19 protein-coding genes and 2 pseudogenes are annotated in these 20065 nt (G+C 61.6%); 12 read left to right on the top strand and 9 right to left on the bottom strand.

Annotated features, from left to right (window positions below; translation table 11 throughout):
- Positions 1-8 precede the first annotated feature (8 nt).
- From N0Q91_RS19055 to N0Q91_RS19045, 3 genes are read left to right on the top strand one after another with little or no spacing between them, the layout of a single operon-like run.
- Positions 9-1658, top strand: coding sequence for a heme biosynthesis protein HemY (locus N0Q91_RS19055; RefSeq protein WP_275597205.1), 1650 nt, complete (start codon positions 9-11; stop codon positions 1656-1658).
- Between the two features lie 35 nt (positions 1659-1693).
- Positions 1694-2173 carry a tellurite resistance TerB family protein gene (locus N0Q91_RS19050; RefSeq protein WP_018097317.1) on the top strand — a complete coding sequence of 160 codons (480 nt, stop codon included), beginning with the start codon at positions 1694-1696 and terminating at the stop codon, positions 2171-2173.
- A 2-nt stretch (positions 2174-2175) separates the two neighbouring features.
- Entirely contained in the window at positions 2176-2949 is a 774-nt protein-coding gene (locus tag N0Q91_RS19045) for a glutamine amidotransferase (RefSeq protein ID WP_100672772.1), read from the top strand.
- Positions 2950-2959: 10 nt separating this feature from the next.
- Here the strand turns inward: N0Q91_RS19045 and N0Q91_RS19040 are convergent, their stop codons facing one another.
- Entirely contained in the window at positions 2960-4207 is a 1248-nt protein-coding gene (locus N0Q91_RS19040) for an MFS transporter (protein WP_275597204.1), read from the bottom strand.
- Between the two features lie 232 nt (positions 4208-4439).
- Between N0Q91_RS19040 and N0Q91_RS19035 the strand changes: the two genes are divergently transcribed.
- Entirely contained in the window at positions 4440-4733 is a 294-nt protein-coding gene (locus N0Q91_RS19035) for a YggT family protein (RefSeq protein ID WP_003531184.1), read from the top strand.
- A gap of 832 nt (positions 4734-5565) precedes the next feature.
- Here N0Q91_RS19035 and ppa read toward each other — a convergent pair.
- Entirely contained in the window at positions 5566-6099 is a 534-nt protein-coding gene (gene ppa / locus N0Q91_RS19030) for an inorganic diphosphatase (protein WP_003531185.1), read from the bottom strand.
- A gap of 157 nt (positions 6100-6256) precedes the next feature.
- Between ppa and N0Q91_RS19025 the strand changes: the two genes are divergently transcribed.
- Positions 6257-6859, top strand: coding sequence for a hypothetical protein (locus tag N0Q91_RS19025; protein ID WP_275597203.1), 603 nt, complete (start codon positions 6257-6259; stop codon positions 6857-6859).
- A gap of 46 nt (positions 6860-6905) precedes the next feature.
- Here the strand turns inward: N0Q91_RS19025 and N0Q91_RS19020 are convergent, their stop codons facing one another.
- The 4 genes from N0Q91_RS19020 to N0Q91_RS19005 form a co-directional block, all read right to left on the bottom strand.
- A complete protein-coding gene (locus tag N0Q91_RS19020; RefSeq protein WP_018097322.1) occupies positions 6906-7412 on the bottom strand; it encodes a GNAT family N-acetyltransferase in 507 nt (168 codons plus the stop codon).
- 231 nt (positions 7413-7643) lie between these two features.
- Complete coding sequence (typA, locus tag N0Q91_RS19015) at positions 7644-9470, bottom strand: translational GTPase TypA (RefSeq protein WP_275597202.1); 1827 nt, start codon at positions 9468-9470, stop codon at positions 7644-7646.
- A gap of 135 nt (positions 9471-9605) precedes the next feature.
- The gene (locus tag N0Q91_RS19010; RefSeq protein ID WP_275597201.1) at positions 9606-11168 is read right to left on the bottom strand and encodes an alkaline phosphatase D family protein; all 1563 of its coding nucleotides are present in this window, start codon (positions 11166-11168) and stop codon (positions 9606-9608) included.
- A gap of 329 nt (positions 11169-11497) precedes the next feature.
- Positions 11498-11719 carry a KTSC domain-containing protein gene (locus N0Q91_RS19005; protein ID WP_100672766.1) on the bottom strand — a complete coding sequence of 74 codons (222 nt, stop codon included), beginning with the start codon at positions 11717-11719 and terminating at the stop codon, positions 11498-11500.
- A 125-nt stretch (positions 11720-11844) separates the two neighbouring features.
- Between N0Q91_RS19005 and N0Q91_RS19000 the strand changes: the two are divergent.
- Positions 11845-13151: pseudogene (locus N0Q91_RS19000) on the top strand (amidase).
- 60 nt (positions 13152-13211) lie between these two features.
- On the opposite strand, the gene N0Q91_RS18995 reads toward N0Q91_RS19000, so the two are convergent.
- Positions 13212-13373: a hypothetical protein gene (locus N0Q91_RS18995; protein WP_018097328.1), complete on the bottom strand. Its 162-nt coding sequence runs from the start codon at positions 13371-13373 to the stop codon at positions 13212-13214.
- A 277-nt stretch (positions 13374-13650) separates the two neighbouring features.
- Here N0Q91_RS18995 and N0Q91_RS18990 point away from each other — a divergent pair, with 277 nt between their 5' ends.
- A complete protein-coding gene (locus N0Q91_RS18990; RefSeq protein WP_275597200.1) occupies positions 13651-14151 on the top strand; it encodes a hypothetical protein in 501 nt (166 codons plus the stop codon).
- Positions 14152-14281: 130 nt separating this feature from the next.
- Here the strand turns inward: N0Q91_RS18990 and N0Q91_RS18985 are convergent.
- Positions 14282-14722: pseudogene (locus N0Q91_RS18985) on the bottom strand (DUF429 domain-containing protein); the annotation flags it as partial.
- On the opposite strand from N0Q91_RS18985, the gene N0Q91_RS18980 reads away from it, so the two are divergent.
- The 3 genes from N0Q91_RS18980 to N0Q91_RS18970 are packed head-to-tail and all read left to right on the top strand — an operon-like array spanning position 14710 to position 16725.
- On the top strand, positions 14710-15513 hold the full coding sequence (locus N0Q91_RS18980) for a hypothetical protein (protein WP_275597199.1): 804 nt from the start codon (positions 14710-14712) through the stop codon (positions 15511-15513). The pseudogene N0Q91_RS18985 and the gene N0Q91_RS18980 sit on opposite strands and share 13 nt — an antisense overlap.
- A gap of 19 nt (positions 15514-15532) precedes the next feature.
- The gene (locus N0Q91_RS18975) at positions 15533-15991 is read left to right on the top strand and encodes a winged helix-turn-helix domain-containing protein (RefSeq protein WP_275597198.1); all 459 of its coding nucleotides are present in this window, start codon (positions 15533-15535) and stop codon (positions 15989-15991) included.
- Entirely contained in the window at positions 15937-16725 is a 789-nt protein-coding gene (locus tag N0Q91_RS18970; RefSeq protein WP_275597197.1) for an eCIS core domain-containing protein, read from the top strand. Before N0Q91_RS18975 ends, N0Q91_RS18970 begins: the two co-directional genes overlap by 55 nt.
- Before the next feature lie 16 nt (positions 16726-16741).
- Here N0Q91_RS18970 and N0Q91_RS18965 read toward each other — a convergent pair whose 3' ends face one another.
- Positions 16742-17077 (bottom strand): hypothetical protein, encoded by a 336-nt coding sequence (locus N0Q91_RS18965; RefSeq protein ID WP_275597196.1) that lies wholly within the window; start codon positions 17075-17077, stop codon positions 16742-16744.
- Positions 17078-17192: 115 nt separating this feature from the next.
- Here N0Q91_RS18965 and N0Q91_RS18960 point away from each other — a divergent pair, with 115 nt between their 5' ends.
- On the top strand, positions 17193-19490 hold the full coding sequence (locus N0Q91_RS18960; protein WP_275597195.1) for a hypothetical protein: 2298 nt from the start codon (positions 17193-17195) through the stop codon (positions 19488-19490).
- Positions 19490-20062 (top strand): hypothetical protein, encoded by a 573-nt coding sequence (locus tag N0Q91_RS18955; protein WP_275597194.1) that lies wholly within the window; start codon positions 19490-19492, stop codon positions 20060-20062. Before N0Q91_RS18960 ends, N0Q91_RS18955 begins: the two co-directional genes overlap by 1 nt.
- The last annotated feature ends 3 nt before the right edge of the window (positions 20063-20065 follow it).

Below are 20065 nucleotides of genomic sequence, written 5' to 3'. Positions count from 1 at the left end.
AAGACCATATGATCCGGATACTGTTCTTCGTACTCCTCGTCCTTTGCCTGGCTCTCGGCTTTGCCTGGCTCGCGGATCGTCCGGGGGAATTGTCGCTGATCTGGCAGGGCCAGCTCATCGAGATGAGCCTGATGCGCGCCGCCTCGATCCTGATCTCGCTCTTCGCTGCCGTTCTGATCGTCGTCTGGCTGCTTCGCACGATCTGGCTGTCGCCGCACACCGTCACGCGTTACTTTCGCGCCCGCAAGCGCGACCGGGGCTATCAGGCATTGTCGACCGGCCTGATCGCGGCCGGCGCCGGCGACGCCAATCTCGCCCGCAAGATGGCCGCACGCACGCGGAACCTCATCAGCTCGGATCAGGAGCCGCTCATCCATCTGCTCGAAGCGCAGACCGCGCTGATCGAAGGCAAATACGACGACGCACGCAAGAAATTCGAGGCGATGGCGGACGACCCGGAGACGCGCGAACTCGGCCTGCGCGGGCTCTATCTGGAAGCCAAGCGCCTCGGCGCCAACGAGGCCGCGCGCCAATACGCCGAGCGTGCCTCCGAGAAGGCGCCGCACTTGCCGTGGGCGACCCTGGCAACGCTCGACCATCGCAGCCAGGCGCGCCAGTGGGACGAGGCGATCCGTCTGCTCGACCAGAGCCGCGCCGCCCATGTGCTCGAAAGGAAGGAAGCGGACCGGAAAAAGGCCGTTCTTCTGACGGCGCGGGCAATGGAAAGATTGGATGCAGACCCGAAATCCGCGCGGGACGACGCGCAGGCGGCGCTGAAGCTCGACGACCGCCTCGTGCCGGCGGCCCTCGTTGCCGCCAAGGCGCTCTTTCGCGAGGACAATCTGCGCAAGGGTGCCTCGATCCTCGAGAGGATGTGGAAATCGGATCCGCATCCGGACATTGCGCGCCTCTATGTGCGGGCGCGCGGCGGCGATTCCACCCTCGACCGTCTGAAGCGGGCGAAGAAGCTCGAATCGCTCCGCAGCAACAATGCCGTAGCACTGGCGACCGTCGCCGAGGCGGCGCTCGATGCGCGCGAGCTCGCTCTTGCCCGGTCAAAGGCAGAGGCCGCCGCCCGGCTCGAGCCGAGGGAGAGCATTTTTCTGCTGCTCGCGGATATCGAGGAGGCCGACACTGGCGACGAGGGCCGTATCCGGCACTGGATGGCGCAGGCACTGAAGAGCCCGCGTGATCCGGCCTGGACCGCCGACGGCGTCACCTCGCCCGTCTGGCTGCCGGTCTCGCCGGTCAGCGGCAGACTCGACGCTTTCGAGTGGAAGGCTCCGCCGTCGCAGATCGCGGCGGCAACGGAGGACGGGCATCTGAACCCCGACCAGGCAATTCGCAGCCTCCCGCCAGTCGCGACGGTGCTCCGCCCCGCCGAGGAACCGGCTTCTGAACGGACGGTCGAGGCTGCCCCGCCAGCGGAGCGCGAGCAAACCGAGAGAGAACGGGCCGAAGGAGAGCGGGCCGAGAAGAACGGGTCGAGCCGGAGAAGGCGATCACCGTTCCCGACCGGAAGGAACCGGCCGCATCGCCTGCAAAGGACAAGGATGCGGAGGAGGCGCCGGATCCCTTTTCGGACGCCCCCGGACGATCCGGGCGTGCGCGAACCGGCGGCGACGGAACGGACCACCGCCAACTTCCGTCTTTTCTGAACCCCGACATATCCACAGGCTGCAGGCGATAGTGCATGTTTGAACGTTTTCGCGCATTTCTGGAAGGAATGACGGGCTCGGCGCGGATTGAAGTGGGAGACCCCCGCGTGGCGGTGATCGGCCTCTGCTTTCAGGTCATGGAAGCGGACGGCGCGGTCCGCAGCTCCGAGCGCCGCAAGATGCGCAAGCTCATCAAGGAGCATTACAAGCTTGACGATGCCGCTCTCAACGCCCTGGTCGCGGCCGGCGAGAGCGCCGAGAGCGAAGCGATCGATTTCTACCAGTTCACGTCGGATATAAAGCGGCACCTGCCCGAGGAGCAACGCATCGAGCTCGTCGGCATGCTGTGGGAAATCGTCTACGCGGACGGTGCGCGCAGCGAGATGGAAGATCACGTGATCTGGCGGATTGCCGACCTCCTCGGCGTTTCCGGGCGTGACCGGGTCTTGAAACGCCAGGAAGCAGCCGCCAAGATCGACATGGTGGAGGAAAACGAGGCGCAACAGGAAAGCTGACGATGCCGCCAGAGGTCCCAGACACCCAAAGAGACGCCAAGAGACCCATCCTCATCGTGCTTCACCAGGAGCGCTCGAGCGCCGGCCGTGTCGGCCACATTCTCGAGCGGAAGGGCTTTTCGCTCGACATCCGCCGCCCCGCGCTCGGCGACGAGCTGCCGCCCACGCTGGAAGCGCATTCGGGGACGATCATCTTCGGCGGACCGATGAGCGCCAATGACGAGGAGGAGTTCGTACGGCGCGAAATCGACTGGCTGTCCGTGCCGCTTCTGGAAAACAAGCCCTATCTCGGAATCTGCCTCGGGGCGCAGATGCTGGCCCGAAATCTCGGCGGCAAGGTCGCAGCCCATCACGAAGGCATCACCGAGATCGGCTGGTATCCCCTCAGAGCCACGCAGGCCGGCAAGGCCCTGATGGACTGGCCGGCGATGGTCTATCACTTCCACCGCGAAGGCTTCGACCTGCCGAAGGGCGCCGAATTGCTGGCAACCGGCGATACCTACCCCAACCAGGCCTTCCGCTACGGCGAAAATGCCTGGGGCATCCAGTTCCACGGCGAGCTGACGCGGGCGATGATGCATCGCTGGGTGGTGCACGGCGCCCATCGCTTCGAGCTCCCCGGTGCCCAGCTGGGCAAAGCGCATCTGGAGGGCCGCATGCTGCACGACCATCCCTTGCGGACATGGATGGAGAATTTTCTGGAGCTGATTTTTATGGAGGGCGGGGCTGTGAGAGGGCGCGATCGCGGCGTGCAGCAGCAATTGCCCGCTTCCTGAGCCCTCCCAATCACCCCCTCCGCTGCGCCTCCGGCACATCCAGCGTGTCGATCCGGCGCAATTGCGGAAAGCCGAGTGCCCACAGCAGCGACACGAAAAGCGTGCCTGCGCCGCCGAAGACGACCGCGAAGACCGCGCCGAAGCCGGACGCCATCATGCCGGCGCGGAACTCGCCGAGTTCGTTGGAAGCACCGACGAACACCATGTTGACGGCGTTCACGCGGCCGCGCAGCTCATCCGGGGTCCAGAGCGTAATCAGGATCTCGCGCACATAGACCGAGATCATGTCGGAAGCGCCCATGACGACGAGTGCGGCGATCGATATCCAGGGCGTCGCCGAAAGGCCGAAAACGACCGTCGCGAGGCCGAAAAGGGCGACGCCGACGAACATATAGAGACCGGCCCGATTGCGGATCGGGTGGGCGGCCAGCCACACCGCCATGCCGACCGCACCGACACCGGGTGCGGCCCGCAGGAGGCCGAGGCCCCACGGCCCGAGCGTCAGGATGTCCCGCGCGAAGACCGGCATGAGCGCGACGGCGCCGCCGAGCAGCACGGCGAACAGATCGAGCGAGATCGCCCCCAGCACGATCTTCTCGGCCTTGATGTAGCGGAAACCCGCGGTGATCGTCTGCCAGCTTGCGGCCGACGGCGGCGAGCGCCTCGCGGGCTTCGGCACGGCGAAGACCATCAGGGCGCCGGCGGCGAAGAAGCCGAGGCTGACCGCATAGGGCACGGTCGGGCCGAATCCGTAGAGGAGCCCACCAGCCACCGGGCCGACGATCATCGCCGTCTGCCAGGAGGTCGAGTTCCAGGCGATTGCATTGGGCAGGTCTTCCGCAGGCACCAGATTGGGCGCCAGCGATTGGGAAGCGGGCCCCAGAAAGGCCCGCTCTATGCCGAAGACGACAAGGATCGCGTAAACCGGCCAGGGTGAAAACAGCCCCGTCACCGTCAAAAGCAGAAGTGCTGCGCCGCAGAGCGTGCTGACCAGCATGCAGATGCCCATGATCGCCCGGCGATTGTAGCGATCCGCCACGCTGCCCGTCACGAGAATGAGGGCGAGGGAGGGCAGAAACTGGAAAAGGCCGATGAGACCGAGCGAGAAAGGATCCCGCGTGAGATCGTAGATCTGCCAGCCGACGGCCACGGACATGATCTGGACGGCGAAATAGGCGAGCAGGCGGGAGAAGAAATAACGCCGGTAGCCGACATGCCTGAAGGCGGCGAAGCGGTGCGCGGCATGGACGGCCGACATGCTGAAATGCTCCTGCTGCAGGCTCCTGATATCGTCGCCGATCGAACAGCGGGAGCGTGCGGAAATTGAATCCTGCAGCGATCCTTGCGCATCGGAAAACCGCTGAGCACTGCAGGGAAGGGAAGAAAGGCGCGCTCCGTGCCATTGACATGATCGCGCGAGACGGGCCGGCGTACTTGCTCGTTTAGTTCCTAATGTCTACATGTCTGTCAACAACGAATTGGAGACTGGCATGCTTGCTGTCATCGGCACCTTGAATTTCATCATCAACATTGCGTGGTTTCTGATCATCGCCTCGGCCATCTTCTCCTGGCTCTATGCGTTCAACGTGATCAACGTGAACAATCAGGCGATCAACATGATCGGCCGCTCGCTCTATCAGTTGACCGAACCGCTCTACCGGCCGATCCGGCGCGTGCTGCCCGACATGGGCGGCGTCGACCTTTCGCCGCTCGTCGTGCTGGTGATCCTCTATTTCATCCAGCTCTTCCTGAACACCACCATCGCTCCTGCGCTGCTGCGCTAAGGCCTGTTGCGATTGCCGGCACCCATGGCGATGCGCTCGAATTCCTTCGTGCGCCACTGAACGTTTCCTTTGATCGTAGTCGATCAAAGGACAAAAACATGCAGCAGCTCAAAGTGCTGCAGCGACCTTTGCGCGTCTCATAAGACGCGCGACGTCGTCAGGAAACTTTTCGGAAACTGCAATCTCTCCTTTTCCTTATCCCTGTGCTCGTCACAGAGATCCAGCAGCGCCGCGTCTGCGGCGCGGAAGGAGTTCTTTCAGCCCAAGGACTTGGTCTGGCTGGATTCCTGTGACAAGCACAGGAATGAGGGACCGGGGGATGTGCGGCTACTACAACTTTCGCTTGCCGATGTGCGAGGGAATGGCCAACCTGCCACGCGATAAAGGCTACGTCTACATCTGCATCGAAGCGAAGCGGAACGCTGTACACGGGCGTGCCCCGCCTTCCGCGCCGCCTCACTCTCTTCACGGTATATGAGACGCGCCGAGGACCGCACCCTCTCCACCTTCATCCCTGTGCTCGTCACAGGGATCCAGCAGCGCCGCGTCTGCGGCGCGGAAGAGCCTTTCAGCCCAAGGACTTGGTCTGGCTGGATTCCTGTGACAAGCACAGAAATGAGGAGATCAAACAGGCGGCGGCGACGGGCCCGGATTTCAACACGCCCCAGAGCAGGGATGAGGAAAAGCGTGTGCAGTTTCGCCCCCGTCGCGCGCGTCGACCTATTCGAGAGTTTACGGCGACCCGACCTAAGATCGTCCTGATCCAAAGCGCAAAAACCTCCGGATCGAGGTCGAGCCGGAGGTTTTCAGTTTCGGAAAAACAGCGAAACGATTATTTCTTCGTCTTGGCGCGCTCGACCGCTTCCCGGATCAGCTGCTTGGCCATGCTGGCATCCTTCCAGCCGAAGATCTTCACCCACTTGCCGGGCTCCAGATCCTTGTAGTGCTCAAAGAAATGCTCGATCTGCTTGAGGGTGATTTCCGGCAGGTCGGTGTAATCGTGCACCTTGTCGTAGCGCTTGGTCAGATGGGCGGAGGGAACAGCGATGATCTTTTCGTCCTGGCCGGAATTGTCTTCCATCATCATCACGCCGATCGGGCGGACATTGATGACGCAGCCCGGAACCAGCGGACGGGTATTGCAGATCAGCACGTCGATCGGATCGCCGTCGTCGGAAAGCGTGTGCGGCACGAAGCCGTAATTGCCCGGATAGGTCATCGGCGTGTAGAGGAAGCGATCGACCACCAGCGTGCCGGCCTCCTTGTCCATTTCGTATTTGATCGGATGTCCGCCGACCGGGACTTCCACGATTACATTGACATCTTCCGGTGGATTCTTTCCGATGGAAATCGCGTCGATCCGCATGAGCACCTCCAGGGGTCGTTTGAAAAGTCGTCCCGTCGGATAAAGGGAAACATGCCGCGATGCAACATGACTTTGGTTCCGGGCGGGCGGATTTGCTCTAGGCACGCCACGCGGCTAAAAAGGGGCGGGGCTGATATTTATCTTCGCAGGAGAGACAATGCGCCCGAAACTTCGCTATTTTCTTTCCGCCGCCCTGATCTCTGCGCCTGCACTTGCCAATGACAGCGTCTACACAGACGTCAGCCGTGACAAGTGCCGGCTCCTGCGCGAGTGGGAAGGTGCCTCGTCGCAGAGCCTTTGTCCCGGGATAGGTGACTATCCCGTCCATTTCATCGAGAGCGATATCCGCCAGAGCTTCTTCTTCGGCCATGTCAGGCAAAGCTATCTGGAGAACGGCTTCGAGAGTTTCGGTCCCTTCAACCATGCCGAAACCACCGTCGAATGGCGCCTCGACGACAGGAGGAAGCCGATCGCCGCCATCCTGCGCTGGATCATCGAGAACCCGGATCCGCAGACGGACAGGAGCACGAAGGCGTTCCAAGGACAGGTTCTGGTGATTTCGAAGGTCGCACAGAAGGAGGACGGCGACGGCTGCGTCGTCGGCTATGTCGACGCGCTCGCCAATGCCGATGCGAACACGCTGGCGCGCAGGATAGCCGACGAAAGAGCCGCAAGCTTCCGCTGCGGCACGGACCAGGCATCCTATCACGGAAATCGCGGCGACAAGGCGGGCGAACCCATGCACTTCCTGCCGAAATGAGGCTGTCCTAAACGCCCGGACCGATGACAGCGCCTTGCGGCAACCCTCAACTCCAGACGAAGCCGACCTTCTTCAGGTGCTTCTCGCCGAAATCCTCCATCCCTTCGGCAATATCGCGACCGCCTGCCGAATGGAAGAAATTACAGGCGTTCGCGCTGTCTTCCAGGCACCAGACGACCAGCCCTTCGCAGCCGAGCGATTTCAGAAGGCTCTTTGCTTCCCCGAAGAGGACACGTCCGAGGCCGATGCCCTGATATTCCGGCCTCAGATATATCTCGTAGATCTCGCCTTCCTGCGGCAGCGCCCGAGCCCGGCTCAGGCCCAGCGTCGCATAGCCGGCTATCGTGCCGGCGACGTCGACGACGAGAAGGGTCGCCGGTCCGCGCGTGGCCTTGCGCCACCAGGTCTCGTCGCGGCGATTGACCATTCGGACAAGGGGGCGGTGCGGGATGATGCCGCCATAGGCCTGCAACCAGGAAACGCGATGCACGTCGGCGATTGCCGCCGCCTCATGCGGCTCCCCAGGCCGAACCTCGATCGAAACAGTCTTCATGACTTGCGACTCTAAACACACGACGCGGCGGACAGGAATCCCGCCGGACTGTCGCGCGGCGTTAACCCACAGGCAACTTTAACGGCACCTGCCCCAAGGTTAACGCCTTTTTAACTTTATCCGCAAGCCGCCCGCGAAAGGCACACACAGCAAAAACCCCGGATCGCTCCGGGGTTCGTAAGATCGACGAAATCAGAAGGGTCGGACTCGCCCTCTCCTCGGGTCCAGCCCTTAAGCCGCGCCGGCCGTCCGCGACTTCTCGAAGCGCTTGCGCTCGTTCGGATCGAGATACATCTTGCGAAGCCGGATCGACTTCGGCGTGACCTCGACCAGTTCGTCGTCCTGGATCCATGACAACGCCCGGTCGAGCGTCATGCGGATCGGCGGCGTCAGCTTTACCGCCTCGTCCTTGCCGGACGCGCGCATGTTGGTGAGCTTCTTGCCCTTGAGGACGTTGACTTCCAGATCGTTGTCGCGCGTGTGGATGCCGATGATCATGCCGGCATAGACCTTTTCACCTGCGTCGATGATCATCGGGCCGCGATCTTCGAGATTGAACATTGCATAGGCCACGGATTCGCCGGAGTCGTTCGAGAGCAGAACACCGTTCACCCGGCCGCCGATCTCACCCTTGTAGGGCTGATAGTCGTGGAACAGACGGTTCATGATGGCCGTGCCGCGCGTATCGGTCAAAAGCTCGGACTGATAGCCGATGAGACCGCGGGTCGGCGCGAAGAACACCAGCCGCACGCGGTTGCCGCCGGACGGGCGAAGCTCGGCCATTTCGGCCTTGCGTTCGGACATTTTCTGGACGACGACGCCCGAATGCTCCTCGTCGACGTCGATGACGACCTCTTCGATCGGCTCCAGAAGCTGCCCGTTCTCATCCTTGTGCATGACCACCCGCGGACGCGAGACGGCGAGCTCGAAGCCCTCGCGGCGCATCGTTTCGATCAGGACCGCGAGCTGCAGTTCGCCTCGGCCCGACACGTAGAACGAATCCTTCTCGGACGATTCCTCGATCTTCAACGCGACGTTGCCCTCGGCTTCCTTGAACAGGCGGTCGCGGATGACGCGCGAAGTGACCTTGTCGCCTTCTGTGCCCGCGAGCGGAGAATCGTTGACGAGGAAGGACATGGTGACGGTCGGCGGATCGATCGGCTGTGCCTTCAGCGGCTCGTTGACGACCGGATCACAGAACGTGTCGGCGACGGTACCCTTGGAGAGGCCGGCGATCGCCACGATGTCGCCCGCATGGGCTTCCTCGATCGGCTGACGCTCGATGCCGCGGAATGCAAGAATCTTGGAGATGCGTCCGGATTCGAGCACCTTGCCGTCCTGCCCGAGGACCTTGACCGCCTGGTTCGGCTTGATCGAACCGGAATGAATGCGCCCGGTGATGATGCGGCCGAGGAAGGGATTGGCTTCCAGAATGGTGCCGATCATCCGGAACGGACCTTCGCCGACGCTCGGCTCCGGAACGTGATCGAGAACGAGATCGAGGAGCGGTGCCAGGCCCTGATCCTGCGGACCTTCCGGCGCGACGTTCATCCAGCCGTTACGGCCGGAACCGTAGAGAATCGGGAAGTCGAGCTGCTCATCGGTCGCGTCCAGCGCCGCGAAGAGATCGAATACCTCGTTGATGACTTCCTCGTGACGGGCATCGGGACGATCGATCTTGTTGATCGCCACGATCGGCCGAAGACCGACCTTGAGGGCCTTGCCCACGACGAATTTCGTCTGCGGCATCGGGCCTTCGGCGGCGTCGACCAGAACGATGGCGCCGTCCACCATCGACAGAATGCGCTCGACTTCACCGCCGAAGTCGGCGTGGCCGGGGGTATCGACGATATTGATGCGCGTACCCTTCCACTCGACCGAAGTCGCCTTGGCGAGGATGGTGATGCCGCGTTCCTTTTCCAGTTCGTTGGAATCCATCATGCGCTCGGCGACGCGCTGGTTTTCGCGGAAGGAGCCCGACTGCTTCAGGAGTTCGTCGACGAGCGTGGTTTTCCCATGGTCGACGTGCGCGATGATCGCGATGTTGCGAATGCTCATTTTTTGTCTCGGAAAGTTCGTGGGCACGCGCGACGAGGCAGGTACCGCTTTTCAGTTGCCGCGCTCATACAGGTTTTTTCCCGGAAGCGAAAGGGGGCCGGCGCGCAGGGCTGACCTGCGTGAAGCGCCGCCGGCTCAAACGGACACCGCCGGATCGAGGATTACCCGCCAGAGTTCCTGATCCCGCCGGTCCATCAGCCGCACCGTCATCTGCCGCGTCTGGCCGCTGATATCGACGATGCCGAAGAATTGCAGGCCCGCCGACGGCGGCAGGTTGCTGTCGATTCCTCCGCCCGACGCCTTGATGAAGCGAACCTCGGGGCCGAAGGTCATGTCGAGCTCCTTCGGTCCGTAGGTGCCGGAATGCAGCGGCCCGGAGACGAACTCCCAGAACGGCGAGAAGTCCTTGAAGGCGGCCCGCGAGGGATCGTAGTGATGCGCCGCCGTGTAATGCACGTCCGCCGTCAGCCAGACAATGTTCTCGATCGCGTTGTCGCGGACGAAGCGCAGGAGATCCGCAAATTCCGCCTCGCGCCCCTTCGGCGCGCCATTGTCGCCATCGGCGATGGCATCCGATCCGCGCCTTGCCGAATAGTCGTCCCAGACGATGAGGCCGATCGGCATGTCGCAGGCGATCACCTTCCAGGTGGCGCTGGACGCCGCAAGCTCGCGCTTCAGCCAGTCCGCCTGCCGCCAGCCGAAGAGGTCGCCACCCCCCTCGCCCTGGTTGGGGCCGCGATAGGAGCGCAGATCGACGAAAAAGACGTCGAGCAGCGGACCATAGGCTATCTTGCGGAAGATGCGGCCGGGCTCCGTCGGAAGCGTGCGGATCGCCGTCATCTCGTGGAAGGCGCGGGCCGCGCGGGCGGCATAGACGGCGACATCCTTCTCCGGATAGCGCGGGTCGTCGCTGAGATCGGTCGAGGCCGACCAGTTGTTCAGGACCTCGTGGTCGTCCCACTGATAAAAGGTGGGACATTCGGCATGGAGCCTCCGCACATGCTCGTCGAGCAGGTTGTACTTCCACTGGCCGCGATATTCCTCGAGCGTGCGCGCGACGTCGCGCTTCTCGGGCGTGACGATCCGGTTCTTCCACATGCCGCCGTCGCGCAGCCTGATCTCGTCGGGGATGGGATTGTCGGCATAGATCGTGTCGCCGGAATGAATGAAGAAATCCGGCTCGTGCAGCCGCATGGTCGAATAGGTCTTCATGCCGATCTCGTCGATGCCCCAGCCCTGCCCCGCCGTGTCGCCGGACCAGACGAAACGCACGGAGCGGCGCCGCAAGGGAGCCGTCCGGAAGCGCCCGACGACCGGTTCGGAGACGCGATTGGCGTCGTAGAGATCGGTCGCGACGAAGCGATAGAAGATGTCCTGGTCCGGCAGCAGCTTGTCGAGCCGGCACTTGACGGCGCAGTCGGTCAGCGGCGTCGCATCGATATCGGCAAGCCTGACGGCATTCGAAAAGCTCTCCGTGGTCGAATATTCGACGGAAACGCGCGCCGGCCGATCGACCCGCGTCCAGATCATTCCCGAGCCCGTATCGACATCGCCGGACTGCACCCCATGGGCGAATTCCGGCCGCCCGTAGCCGCGCGCATAGAACGGCGTGGCGAGACCGGAAGAAGCGACAAGACCGGCGGCGCCGGCGGAGAAGAGGAAAGAACGCCTGGTGAGGGTGTTTCGAAGAGCGGCCAATCCCTGCCTCCGGTTCCGTTTCGCGAATCGTCGGTTCTCGCGAGCGGACCATTGGCCAGCCGGATGTCAGCGGCTTTACAGACGGATGAAACTATTCGGACGGTTTGGCGACAGTTCTGTGAAACGGGCTCGGGCTACCCGCCGCCGCTTGTTCGATTTCCTCATTCCTGTGCTTGTCACAGGAATCCAGCCAGACCAAGTCCTTGGGCTGAAAGAACGCTTCCCGCGCCGCAGACGCGGCGCCGCTCTCATCTCTGTGACGAGCACGGAGATGACGAGGGAGGAGAGATTGCAGTCCTCCGAAATGAATCTCAGTAATGAAACAGGCCTTAATGCAGGAACCCGTAGTGATGGCGTATGTGCTGATTGAAATAGTTGCCGGCGGAATCCGCATGCAACAGTTCCTCGTAAACCTCTTCCGGAACGTCGAGGTAGTGATAGGGCCTGCGGTTGCCGAGGAACCAGACGCTCAACGTCCGGCGCGGTGCATCGTATCTGACCTCGTGGATGGCGGAGGAGTCGAGGATTGCGGAGGATCGTAGAATTCGCATCGGCGTCTTCCCGATTGCTTGTCGCTATCGCCTCCTATTGTACATCAATCGTACGATCCTTTAAATATTAGAGCGCTTCCAAGGACTTCCCTCCGGACTTGGGCCGCAATTCACGAGGTCCTTCCTTGCCCCCGTCAGATATGCCGTCCCGCGACCGACTCGAAACCGTTCTCGCCCGACTTGACGGGCGGCGGAACGATGAACGCGCTTTTGTAAAGCTCTATCGGGAGCGAGCCCGCGCGGAAGCGGACGCTGCCGACGGGAGGCGGCGCGAGGGCAAGAGCCTCGGGCCCCTCGACGGGCGGATCGTCTCCATCAAGGACCTCTTCGACATCGCCGGCGAGCCGACGCTTGCGGGCTCCATCATCCGCCGCGCGGCGCCTCCGGCAACAGCGGACGCGGCGATCGTCCGGCGTCTCCGCGCGGCCGGCGCCGTCATCATCGGCAAGTCTCACATGACGGAATTCGCCTTTACGGCCGTCGGCCTCAATCCGCATTACCCGGTGCCCGGCAACGCCGTCGACCCGAGCCTCATTCCCGGCGGTTCCTCCTCGGGTGCCGCTGTCTCGGCGGCGGAGGGCACGAGCGAGATCGCCATCGGCTCCGACAGCGGCGGCTCGGTGCGCATTCCGGCCGCCCTGCAGGGCCTGGTCGGCTTCAAGCCCACCGCCCGCCGCGTATCTCTGGAGGGCGCCTTCCCCTATCCCCCAGCCTCGATTCGATCGGCCCGCTTGCGCGCACGGTCGCCGATTGCGCGGCCGCCGACGCGGTCATGGCCGGCGAGACGCCGAGACCGCTCGAGCCCGTGCCGCTCGCCGGCCTGAAGCTCGGCATCCCCGAAGGCGCCCTTCTCGAAGGGCTTGCGCCGGAGATTGCGGCGGCTTTCGAAAGGAGCCTGCAGGCACTCTCCCGTGCGAGTGCGAAACTCGCCGCATGCAGGATCGACGATCTGCTTGCCCGCTTCGCCGAGGCAACCGCGATCGGCTCGCTCGCCGGCCTCGAGGCAAGCCGTGTGCACGCGGGCTGGCTCCTGGACGACAATGCGCCGGTCGACATCCGCGTAAAATCCACATTGCGCCGCCGCCTGACGGTCCCCGACGCCGCGATCCAGGACCTGCTGCGGACGCGGCAAGAGCTCATGCGCGCCATGGACGAGCGGCTGGCACCCTTCGATCTTACACTGCTGCCGACCACACCCATCCCCGCCGTCAGCATCGCCTCGGTCGAAGAGGACAGGAGGGAATACCGCCGCGTGGAGGACCTGCTGCTGCGCAACACTCAGGTTGCCAACCAGTTCGACCTGACCGCAATAACCCTGCCGATGGCGGGCTCGAGCCGGCCGGCAGGGCTGATGCTGATGGGCCGGCACGGCGCGGACGCGATGCTGCTTGGCGCTGCGGCCGCAATGGAGGGTCTGCTCAAGGACGGGTGAACGGCTTCGCTTTCCCCTCGCGCGGGATGGCCGTTCGCGTGCAGGCTTACCGGCGATGCCTCAATGCATCGACCGGCTCGACCATTCCTCATTGAGAATCCGAAATGCGTCTTCGAGCGCAGCGACCAGCACGTCGGTCAGCTCGCCGCCGTCATTGTTCATGAGGTACAGGGCCACGGTCGCATCCTGCGGGTCGCCGTAGCGCTCAACATCGTCAGACATCGAATCGTCCTTCCTTCGCCGCATTCATTACGGCTGTCGGGCGACGTTAGAAAGGCTGACTTGTGCAGAACTGGAGCGAGACCGGCTTTCAAACCAAGGTTCGGCGGACACCGGATATTTCGCTCGCCCCCATTCTCCCGGCGCGCTGGAGCACTTCCAGGAAAGTGCGTAACGGTTTTCCGTCCGAAACTGCGTTGGACCCGTTAGAGAATTTCAGTGTTTCTATGAAACGTTGAAATGCTCTACACCGCCCGGGAAAGTCACAAGCGGAGCCAAGATGGCGAAGAAAACCAAAGGCGACGACGCCCCCTACCTGCACCGCCTCAAGGCCGAATTTCCGGAAATCCACGCCGCGCTTGCCACCGGCAAAATCCCCTCGCTGCGCCAGGCGCTGGTCCTCGCCGGCCTGAAGCCGGAGCGCAGCCGTCTGGAGAAGCTCAAGAACTCCTGGACGAAGGCAAGCGATGCTGAACATGCAAGCTTTCTCGCCTGGCTCGTCTCCAAAGACGCGCTGCCCGCCGCCGCCGCCCCGCCCGAAGCCGGCCCGCAGCCCGCCGGAACCCCGATCGCCAGCGGCCGCTACCTGCTTCCCTCAACAATTGCCGGGATCAGAACGATAATGACCCGGCGCGGGCTGAAACCTGCCGACGTCATGGCCGAAATGGGCTTCCCGCCCGACGGCCGCCCGCTTGCCCGGGCGTTGACGCGCAACGCCAGTTTGAGGCTGTCGGTGATCGCGGGATTGGAGGCGTGGCTCAGCAGGAATGCGGGGGAGTGATGCTGAGGGGATGCATAAGGGCGCTTCGATCTTTGTCCTGGCAGAACATGACCGGGTTGAGATCCGCCTCTCTGGCTTGAGGATTGACATTCCAGCAATAGAAGCGGCGGACCTGTGTCCGTGGCCCTACTCAGGCAATCGCTACATCCCGCTGCCGCGCCGCCGCGCGCAACCTCTCATGCACGCCGCGCGTCGCCGGCGCGATCATATAGCCACTCTCCAGGTCACCGATCATCACCGACTGATCCCGCGGAGCGACAAGCCAATGCAACCCGATAAGGCCGCAGATCAATGCGTCGACCTTGTCCTGGTCGGCCTTGCTCGGCGCCTCGGCGTTTGCCGCTATCAAGCACCATTCGTCCAGGTGCCGCAGCGAGTTCAACATGCCGAACCGCCTGGTCGCTTCTGCGACTGCCTGCCAGTCGCTGATCTTGAAGCGCTTCCGGTTGGCAGGATTGTACTTCGGGGCTGCTAGCCTCGAACAGAAGGCCTCCTCGATAGCAGCCAGTGCCAGAGCCGGAAAAACCTCGATCAGGAAGAGGCCACTGGAAGCCGTTCGTGCCATTACCGGCCAGTTTGCCGAATACATTGCCGACGGTTCATCAGGCTACTCGAGACCTCTTTGAATATGCATTCGAAAAGCTCTCCGACCTTAAGACCCCGGGATCTAACGAAACTGTGAGGGCCCGTTACCACCAGCTCGTCCACGCCCACATCGAAAGTGGCTGTTGCCCATTTTGCGGGCTCGAAATTATCGAGGCGCCTGATCCGGATCTCGTTGATCCCGATCTCGACCATTACCTGGCCGCATCCAAATATCCATTCGCTGGCGCAAACCTTCGCAATCTCACGGCCATGGGAACGACTTGCAATCGTTCATATAAAGGCGCTCAGGACATCTTACTGGACGAGTTACATCAGAAGGTCGACTGTATGGATCCATATGGGGATGAGCATGTCACGGTATCCCTCGATGGGACTATTCTCCTTCCTGGTGCAGGAGATGGGCCAGAATGGGTCCTAACTTTCGATCCTGATGTAATATCTCGAAATTGGCGACGTGTTTTCAATCTTGAAACGCGTTTGAAGGTAAATGTACTCGGAAAGCGATATAAGACATGGCTGGAACACTGCATTTCCTACGCTCAGGAAAACAATATCGATATTACAAGTAGATATGGTGCACTCGAGGCAGTTGGGAAATTCAAGAAGACTTGTAAGTTTGAAGCCCTTCCCACAATCGCGCGGCTCAAAACGAGTTTCTTTGAGTTAATTGAATCTGAACTTATTGATCCAGAGGGTGGAGATCGAATGCATAATTTTGTGGTTGAACTGCGGCAGCTTGATTGTGCCAGCGGATAGACTTTTGGAAGGCGGATCAATGATCCCGGATTACCAGGCTCTAATGCTTCCTGTCCTGCGCTTGGCGTCCGAGGGCGAAACGCGGGTTGCCGACGTCGCTGAGCGTATCGCTGATGATTTGGGACTGACGCCGGAGGAACGTGAGGAATTGTTGCCGAGCGGCCGCCAGCGTCTGCTGCACAACCGTATTCACTGGGCGAAATTCTACATGAGCAAGGCCGGGCTGATCGCCTCACCTGCCCGGGGCCGTTTTCTCGCCACGGACAAGGGCAAGGCACTCCTGGCTACTGCGCCGGAGCGGATCGACGTTGCCCTTCTAATGCGCGAGCCGGAATTCCGAAACTTCTATCGCAATGAAGGATGTGACGGAGGCGAGGAAAGCACTACCACCCGGCCAGATCGTGCGGCACCGTCGGCGGTCACGTGTTCTTTGGCCGCAATCAGTTCCAGCCTTCGAGCCGCGACGGCAAGACGCTGATCGCGCATGAACTGACCCACACCATTCAGCAGGGTCACGCGGCCCAGCGGTCGATCCAGCGTGAGGAGGGCGACGACTTCCTGGCCGGGGTGAGCAAGCTGCTCGACGGATTGTCGCCCGAGGGCGCCGTCAGGCTCGCGATCAGCACCGTTGCACCAGGTCTCAATTCCATCATCCAGCAGGGCGGGATGAAGGAGATGTTGGCGGAGCAGGCCCTTGCTGCCGTGGACAATGTCTTTGGGTCGGTCCGCAAGCCGCTCGACGCCATGACGGGTGCCGGCGAACAGGTGGCCGCCGCCATCGGACCCATCATCGAGACGATCCAGACGGCAGGCGCGCAGATCGCCAAGAACGACTGCTCTCCCATAAGGGCCGCGGCGGAGAAGATCGAGCAGATCGCCATGCGGCTGATCACGCCGGTAGTCGAGCTGGTGCAGCCGATCGTCGCGGGTATCAAGAAGTTCCTTGACGACGTATGGAAGAAGATCGGCGCCCCGATCGTCGACTGGATCAAGGAATCGGCTGCCGAACAGTGGCGCCTCATCAAGATGGTCGCCGGTCTTGTGCAGGATGCAGCAGTGTGGCTCTGGGACAAGACCGCCGGGCTGCGCGAACCATATATCCAGATGTGGAACATGCTGAAGGACTGGCTGGGGATCGGGATTCGCCCGACGGCCGCAACGGCATATTGCAGTGGGTCGAGCAGAAGCTCACCGAAGCCTGGAATGCGATAAAGCTCAAGCTTGCCCCCTATACCGAGCAGCTCAAGGCGGTGGGCGCGGCGGTGGGCGCCGTAATTCTCGCGCTTTCACCCGTCGGGCCGATGGTTGCCCTCGGCGCAGCCGCCATCGAACTCGGCAAGGGCATCTCCTGGGTTGCAGCGAACTGGGGCAAGGGCAACATCATGGCGACTGCCCGCGTCTTCGTCGAGAAGACGCTGATCCCTCCGCTTGCGTCGGCCATAGACAGAGTCACCGCCTCGGTTACGCGCGTCGCCAATTCGATCAGCGCCTCGCTCACCGGCCTAGCCGCAAGCCTCGCCAAGACCGCCGCCGTGGTCGGCGGAAGCGCCATCGGCTTCATCATTAGGCTGACCCAGTGGCTGTCGGATCAGGCACAATCGCTTGCGAGCTACGTCAACAGCAAGCTCGGCGAGCTCAAGCTGTGGCTCGGCGGCGCCTTCGACAAGCTCTCCGCCTTCTTGCGCGAGGTGATGAACTTCCTCAGTCGCGTGGGCGACGTGATCATCGACATCTACGGCTTGCCCGTGCTGCTCGGTGAGACCATCTGGAACGCGGTGCCGCAATGCATCAGGGATCCGATCGTTGATTTCCTCGGTCCTATCATACTCAGGCAGGTCGAGCTGTTCTCCGAACTGGTCAAGGACGACGACGCCTGGAAGAAAACCAAGGAAGAAGTGGGCCGGCTCATCAAGCTCGTCTTCCATAACAAGGATCTCGTGGGCGCGATCAAGGCCGCGTTCATGTTCGTGCTCAGGATCTTCAACCTGCCGCCCGATCTGCTCGCCACCGTCGCGGCCAAGGCTATGGCCGCCTGGGACCAGGTCATCAGGAAACCGCTCGAGTTCATCAAGTCGACGATCAAAGCAATCGCGCAGGGCTTCAAGATCATCTGGGACGACAAGCTGGAGAACATCAAGAACGGACTGCAGGGCTGGCTGCTGGGCGAGATCAAAGACAAGAACATCATCATGCCCACCAACTGGACCGATCTCGGCCAGATCTTCGAATTCGTGCTGAGCATCCTCGGCATCTCCGTGGACCACGTCTACGAACTCCTCGAGCAGCGCTTCCCCGGCCGGGCCCAAAAGTTCCGGCAGGTCATGGGCAAGATCACTCGCATCATGGAATGGGTGAACAAGTCCATCGATGTGACGAAGTCGCCGAAGGACAATGCAGCGGGCATGCTCAACCAGGCGAAGGACTTCGGGCTGTCGCTCCTCGAATCCGGCGCCGAGTGGATCATCAAAAAGGTTGCCGCAAAGGTGACCGAGGAGCTTGTCAAAGCGGCTGCCACAGCGGGATTCGGCGCGATCCTCACCGCCGCGCAGAGCCTATACAACGCACTCGTCACCGCCAAAAAGTGGATGCGCCAGATCCTCGACATGGCCAATCGCGGGCTCGACAACATCGTGGATCTCGTCAACGGCGCCTTCGAGAAGGTCGGTGGCGTCTTCGCCGATCTCATGAAGAAGGGCATGCCGGTCGTGATCGGGTTCCTGGCCGACCAGGTGGGGCTCGGCGATGTCGGCCGCGAGCTGGGCAAGGCCATCGACAAGCTGCGCGCCAAGGTCGACAAGGCGATCCTCTGGATCATCGACAAGCTCAAGGCCGGCATCGACTGGCTGATCGGCCTTGGAAAGAAGGCAATAGAGAAGGTCGCCGGCTGGCTCGGCATCAGCGAAAGGTTCAAAACGGAAGACAACGAGCCCCACCGGATCTACCTCGAAGGATCGGAACGCAACGCAAAGATCATGGTTGCCAGCAATGTGATTTCGCTGGCTAAGCTGCTCGAGCCCGATGGAAACCTAGAGTCGGAGGTGAAATCAGCCGGAACTCCGAGAAAGACCACGGCGCTCGCCAATGCCCGTGCGGAACTGGCCGCCGCCAACAAGGCGAAACTGACGCTGGAGAAAACCCCTGAGGACGCGGACTCCATAAAGACCCTGCGCGCATCGTTCAGGAAGCTTGTTGTTCACCTGGCGATCCTGGGCGTCGGAGTGTCGAAGGAATTTCCCGAAGCAAAGTTTTCATACCAGCCAATAGGGCCAATCGCAGGAACGGCCACAGTATCCGGGCTCTCGAAGAATACGCCGGAGGGCCAGAAGCCTGCTCCGACAATTGTTGGGTGGACTCATGTCAAGACCTTCGATCCCGAGCACAAGTACTGGGAGCGCGTGCATCTGGTCAGCCAATTCTTTGGCGGTTCAGGTGCCAATGCGAACCTCATCCCCGCCCGCAAAACGGACAATGCCTGGATGCGCGAGGGTCCCGAGGCCGCCGTGAAAGCCATGCTCGAGAAAAACATGATCGTGCACTACAAGGTGGCCGTGGCTGGCTATCACGACATCAAGGATCCGGATGACAACCAAGCAATCCACGGCTTCCCGACAGGAGTAAAGATCGACATCTCGACCATGAAAAAGAGGGGCAAGGAATGGGTTCAGGATGTGGCCACGAAGTTGTATCCCGCGCATCCCATCGCCGCCCCACCGCCAAAAGGCAAAGCGCTGGTCGACCTGAAGACCGCCAGCTACAAAACGTGGCGGGTGATATTGGGGCTGCCCTCCGGGCTCTCACACAACATTTCCGAAGTCAAGGGATCGGGATCTTTTGCTAATGAGGCGGATTTTCTATCGAGGATGAGAGCTTTCTATAGGAATATGAAGTCAGCGAACAAGGGCGACTTCGAAGACTACATACCAGAGATTGATCGTCTTCTCGGGCGGAAATCAGAGAAAGCAAGGGCGTATTTCTGATGCAGAAGACCCTAGACTTCATCCATAACTACAAGAGCTTGCCGGGCTTTCAGAACGTGGTCCACGATGTCGGCCCCCCGATCACACAGGCGGATATCGAAGAGTTTCAGGCGGTTTTGCAGAGCCTGAACGAAGACGACAAGGCCTCGCTCCTGGGCCTTTACGGTCAGGCAAGAACGTTGCAACTCGGCTTCGAGCATGTTTCCGGGAGCGAGGTGCAATTCGGAGGCATGAACATTTTTCCCTTCGGCAGCGTATTCTTCCATATCGGGCGCGACAGATTCGATCAGATCGCCTTTGACCGAACGATCGACGATAGACTGGTCACGTTTTCCGAAAGAGACGGTCGCCTGCAACTTTTCGTCGACACGGGTTCCAACGGCGAGGAGAAGCCCGAAGCTCTGGATCTGGGCGTCGGCGAGTACTTAGGCCTGCTCGATGAATGCCGTGGGCTTTTTCCCTGGCAAATGGCCATCTTGTCCAAGAAGCGAGGGTTGATGGACGACGAGAGAAAGCAGTTTATCAGCAACCTTAGTATCACCTTTCCCGACGCCGACACCAGCCTGTTCTGACGG

The sequence above is a fragment of the Sinorhizobium prairiense genome (genome assembly GCF_029201645.2).
In the GTDB taxonomy this organism is placed as follows: domain Bacteria; phylum Pseudomonadota; class Alphaproteobacteria; order Rhizobiales; family Rhizobiaceae; genus Sinorhizobium; species Sinorhizobium meliloti_A.
This window is presented reverse-complemented; position numbering and strand designations above follow the sequence as displayed.

What these genes read in the sequence shown, in the direction of transcription:
- N0Q91_RS19055 (WP_275597205.1), top strand. Translation starts at nt 9, where the DNA reads ATGATCCGGATACTGTTCTTCGTACTCCTCGTCCTTTGCCTGGCTCTC.
- N0Q91_RS19050 (WP_018097317.1), top strand. Translation starts at nt 1,694, where the DNA reads ATGTTTGAACGTTTTCGCGCATTTCTGGAAGGAATGACGGGCTCGGCG.
- N0Q91_RS19045 (WP_100672772.1), top strand. Translation starts at nt 2,176, where the DNA reads ATGCCGCCAGAGGTCCCAGACACCCAAAGAGACGCCAAGAGACCCATC.
- N0Q91_RS19040 (WP_275597204.1), bottom strand. Translation starts at nt 4,207, where the DNA reads ATGTCGGCCGTCCATGCCGCGCACCGCTTCGCCGCCTTCAGGCATGTC.
- N0Q91_RS19035 (WP_003531184.1), top strand. Translation starts at nt 4,440, where the DNA reads ATGCTTGCTGTCATCGGCACCTTGAATTTCATCATCAACATTGCGTGG.
- ppa (WP_003531185.1), bottom strand. Translation starts at nt 6,099, where the DNA reads ATGCGGATCGACGCGATTTCCATCGGAAAGAATCCACCGGAAGATGTC.
- N0Q91_RS19025 (WP_275597203.1), top strand. Translation starts at nt 6,257, where the DNA reads ATGCGCCCGAAACTTCGCTATTTTCTTTCCGCCGCCCTGATCTCTGCG.
- N0Q91_RS19020 (WP_018097322.1), bottom strand. Translation starts at nt 7,412, where the DNA reads ATGAAGACTGTTTCGATCGAGGTTCGGCCTGGGGAGCCGCATGAGGCG.
- typA (WP_275597202.1), bottom strand. Translation starts at nt 9,470, where the DNA reads ATGAGCATTCGCAACATCGCGATCATCGCGCACGTCGACCATGGGAAA.
- N0Q91_RS19005 (WP_100672766.1), bottom strand. Translation starts at nt 11,719, where the DNA reads ATGCGAATTCTACGATCCTCCGCAATCCTCGACTCCTCCGCCATCCAC.
- N0Q91_RS18995 (WP_018097328.1), bottom strand. Translation starts at nt 13,373, where the DNA reads ATGTCTGACGATGTTGAGCGCTACGGCGACCCGCAGGATGCGACCGTG.
- N0Q91_RS18990 (WP_275597200.1), top strand. Translation starts at nt 13,651, where the DNA reads ATGGCGAAGAAAACCAAAGGCGACGACGCCCCCTACCTGCACCGCCTC.
- N0Q91_RS18975 (WP_275597198.1), top strand. Translation starts at nt 15,533, where the DNA reads ATGATCCCGGATTACCAGGCTCTAATGCTTCCTGTCCTGCGCTTGGCG.
- N0Q91_RS18965 (WP_275597196.1), bottom strand. Translation starts at nt 17,077, where the DNA reads ATGATGAAGCCGATGGCGCTTCCGCCGACCACGGCGGCGGTCTTGGCG.
- N0Q91_RS18955 (WP_275597194.1), top strand. Translation starts at nt 19,490, where the DNA reads ATGCAGAAGACCCTAGACTTCATCCATAACTACAAGAGCTTGCCGGGC.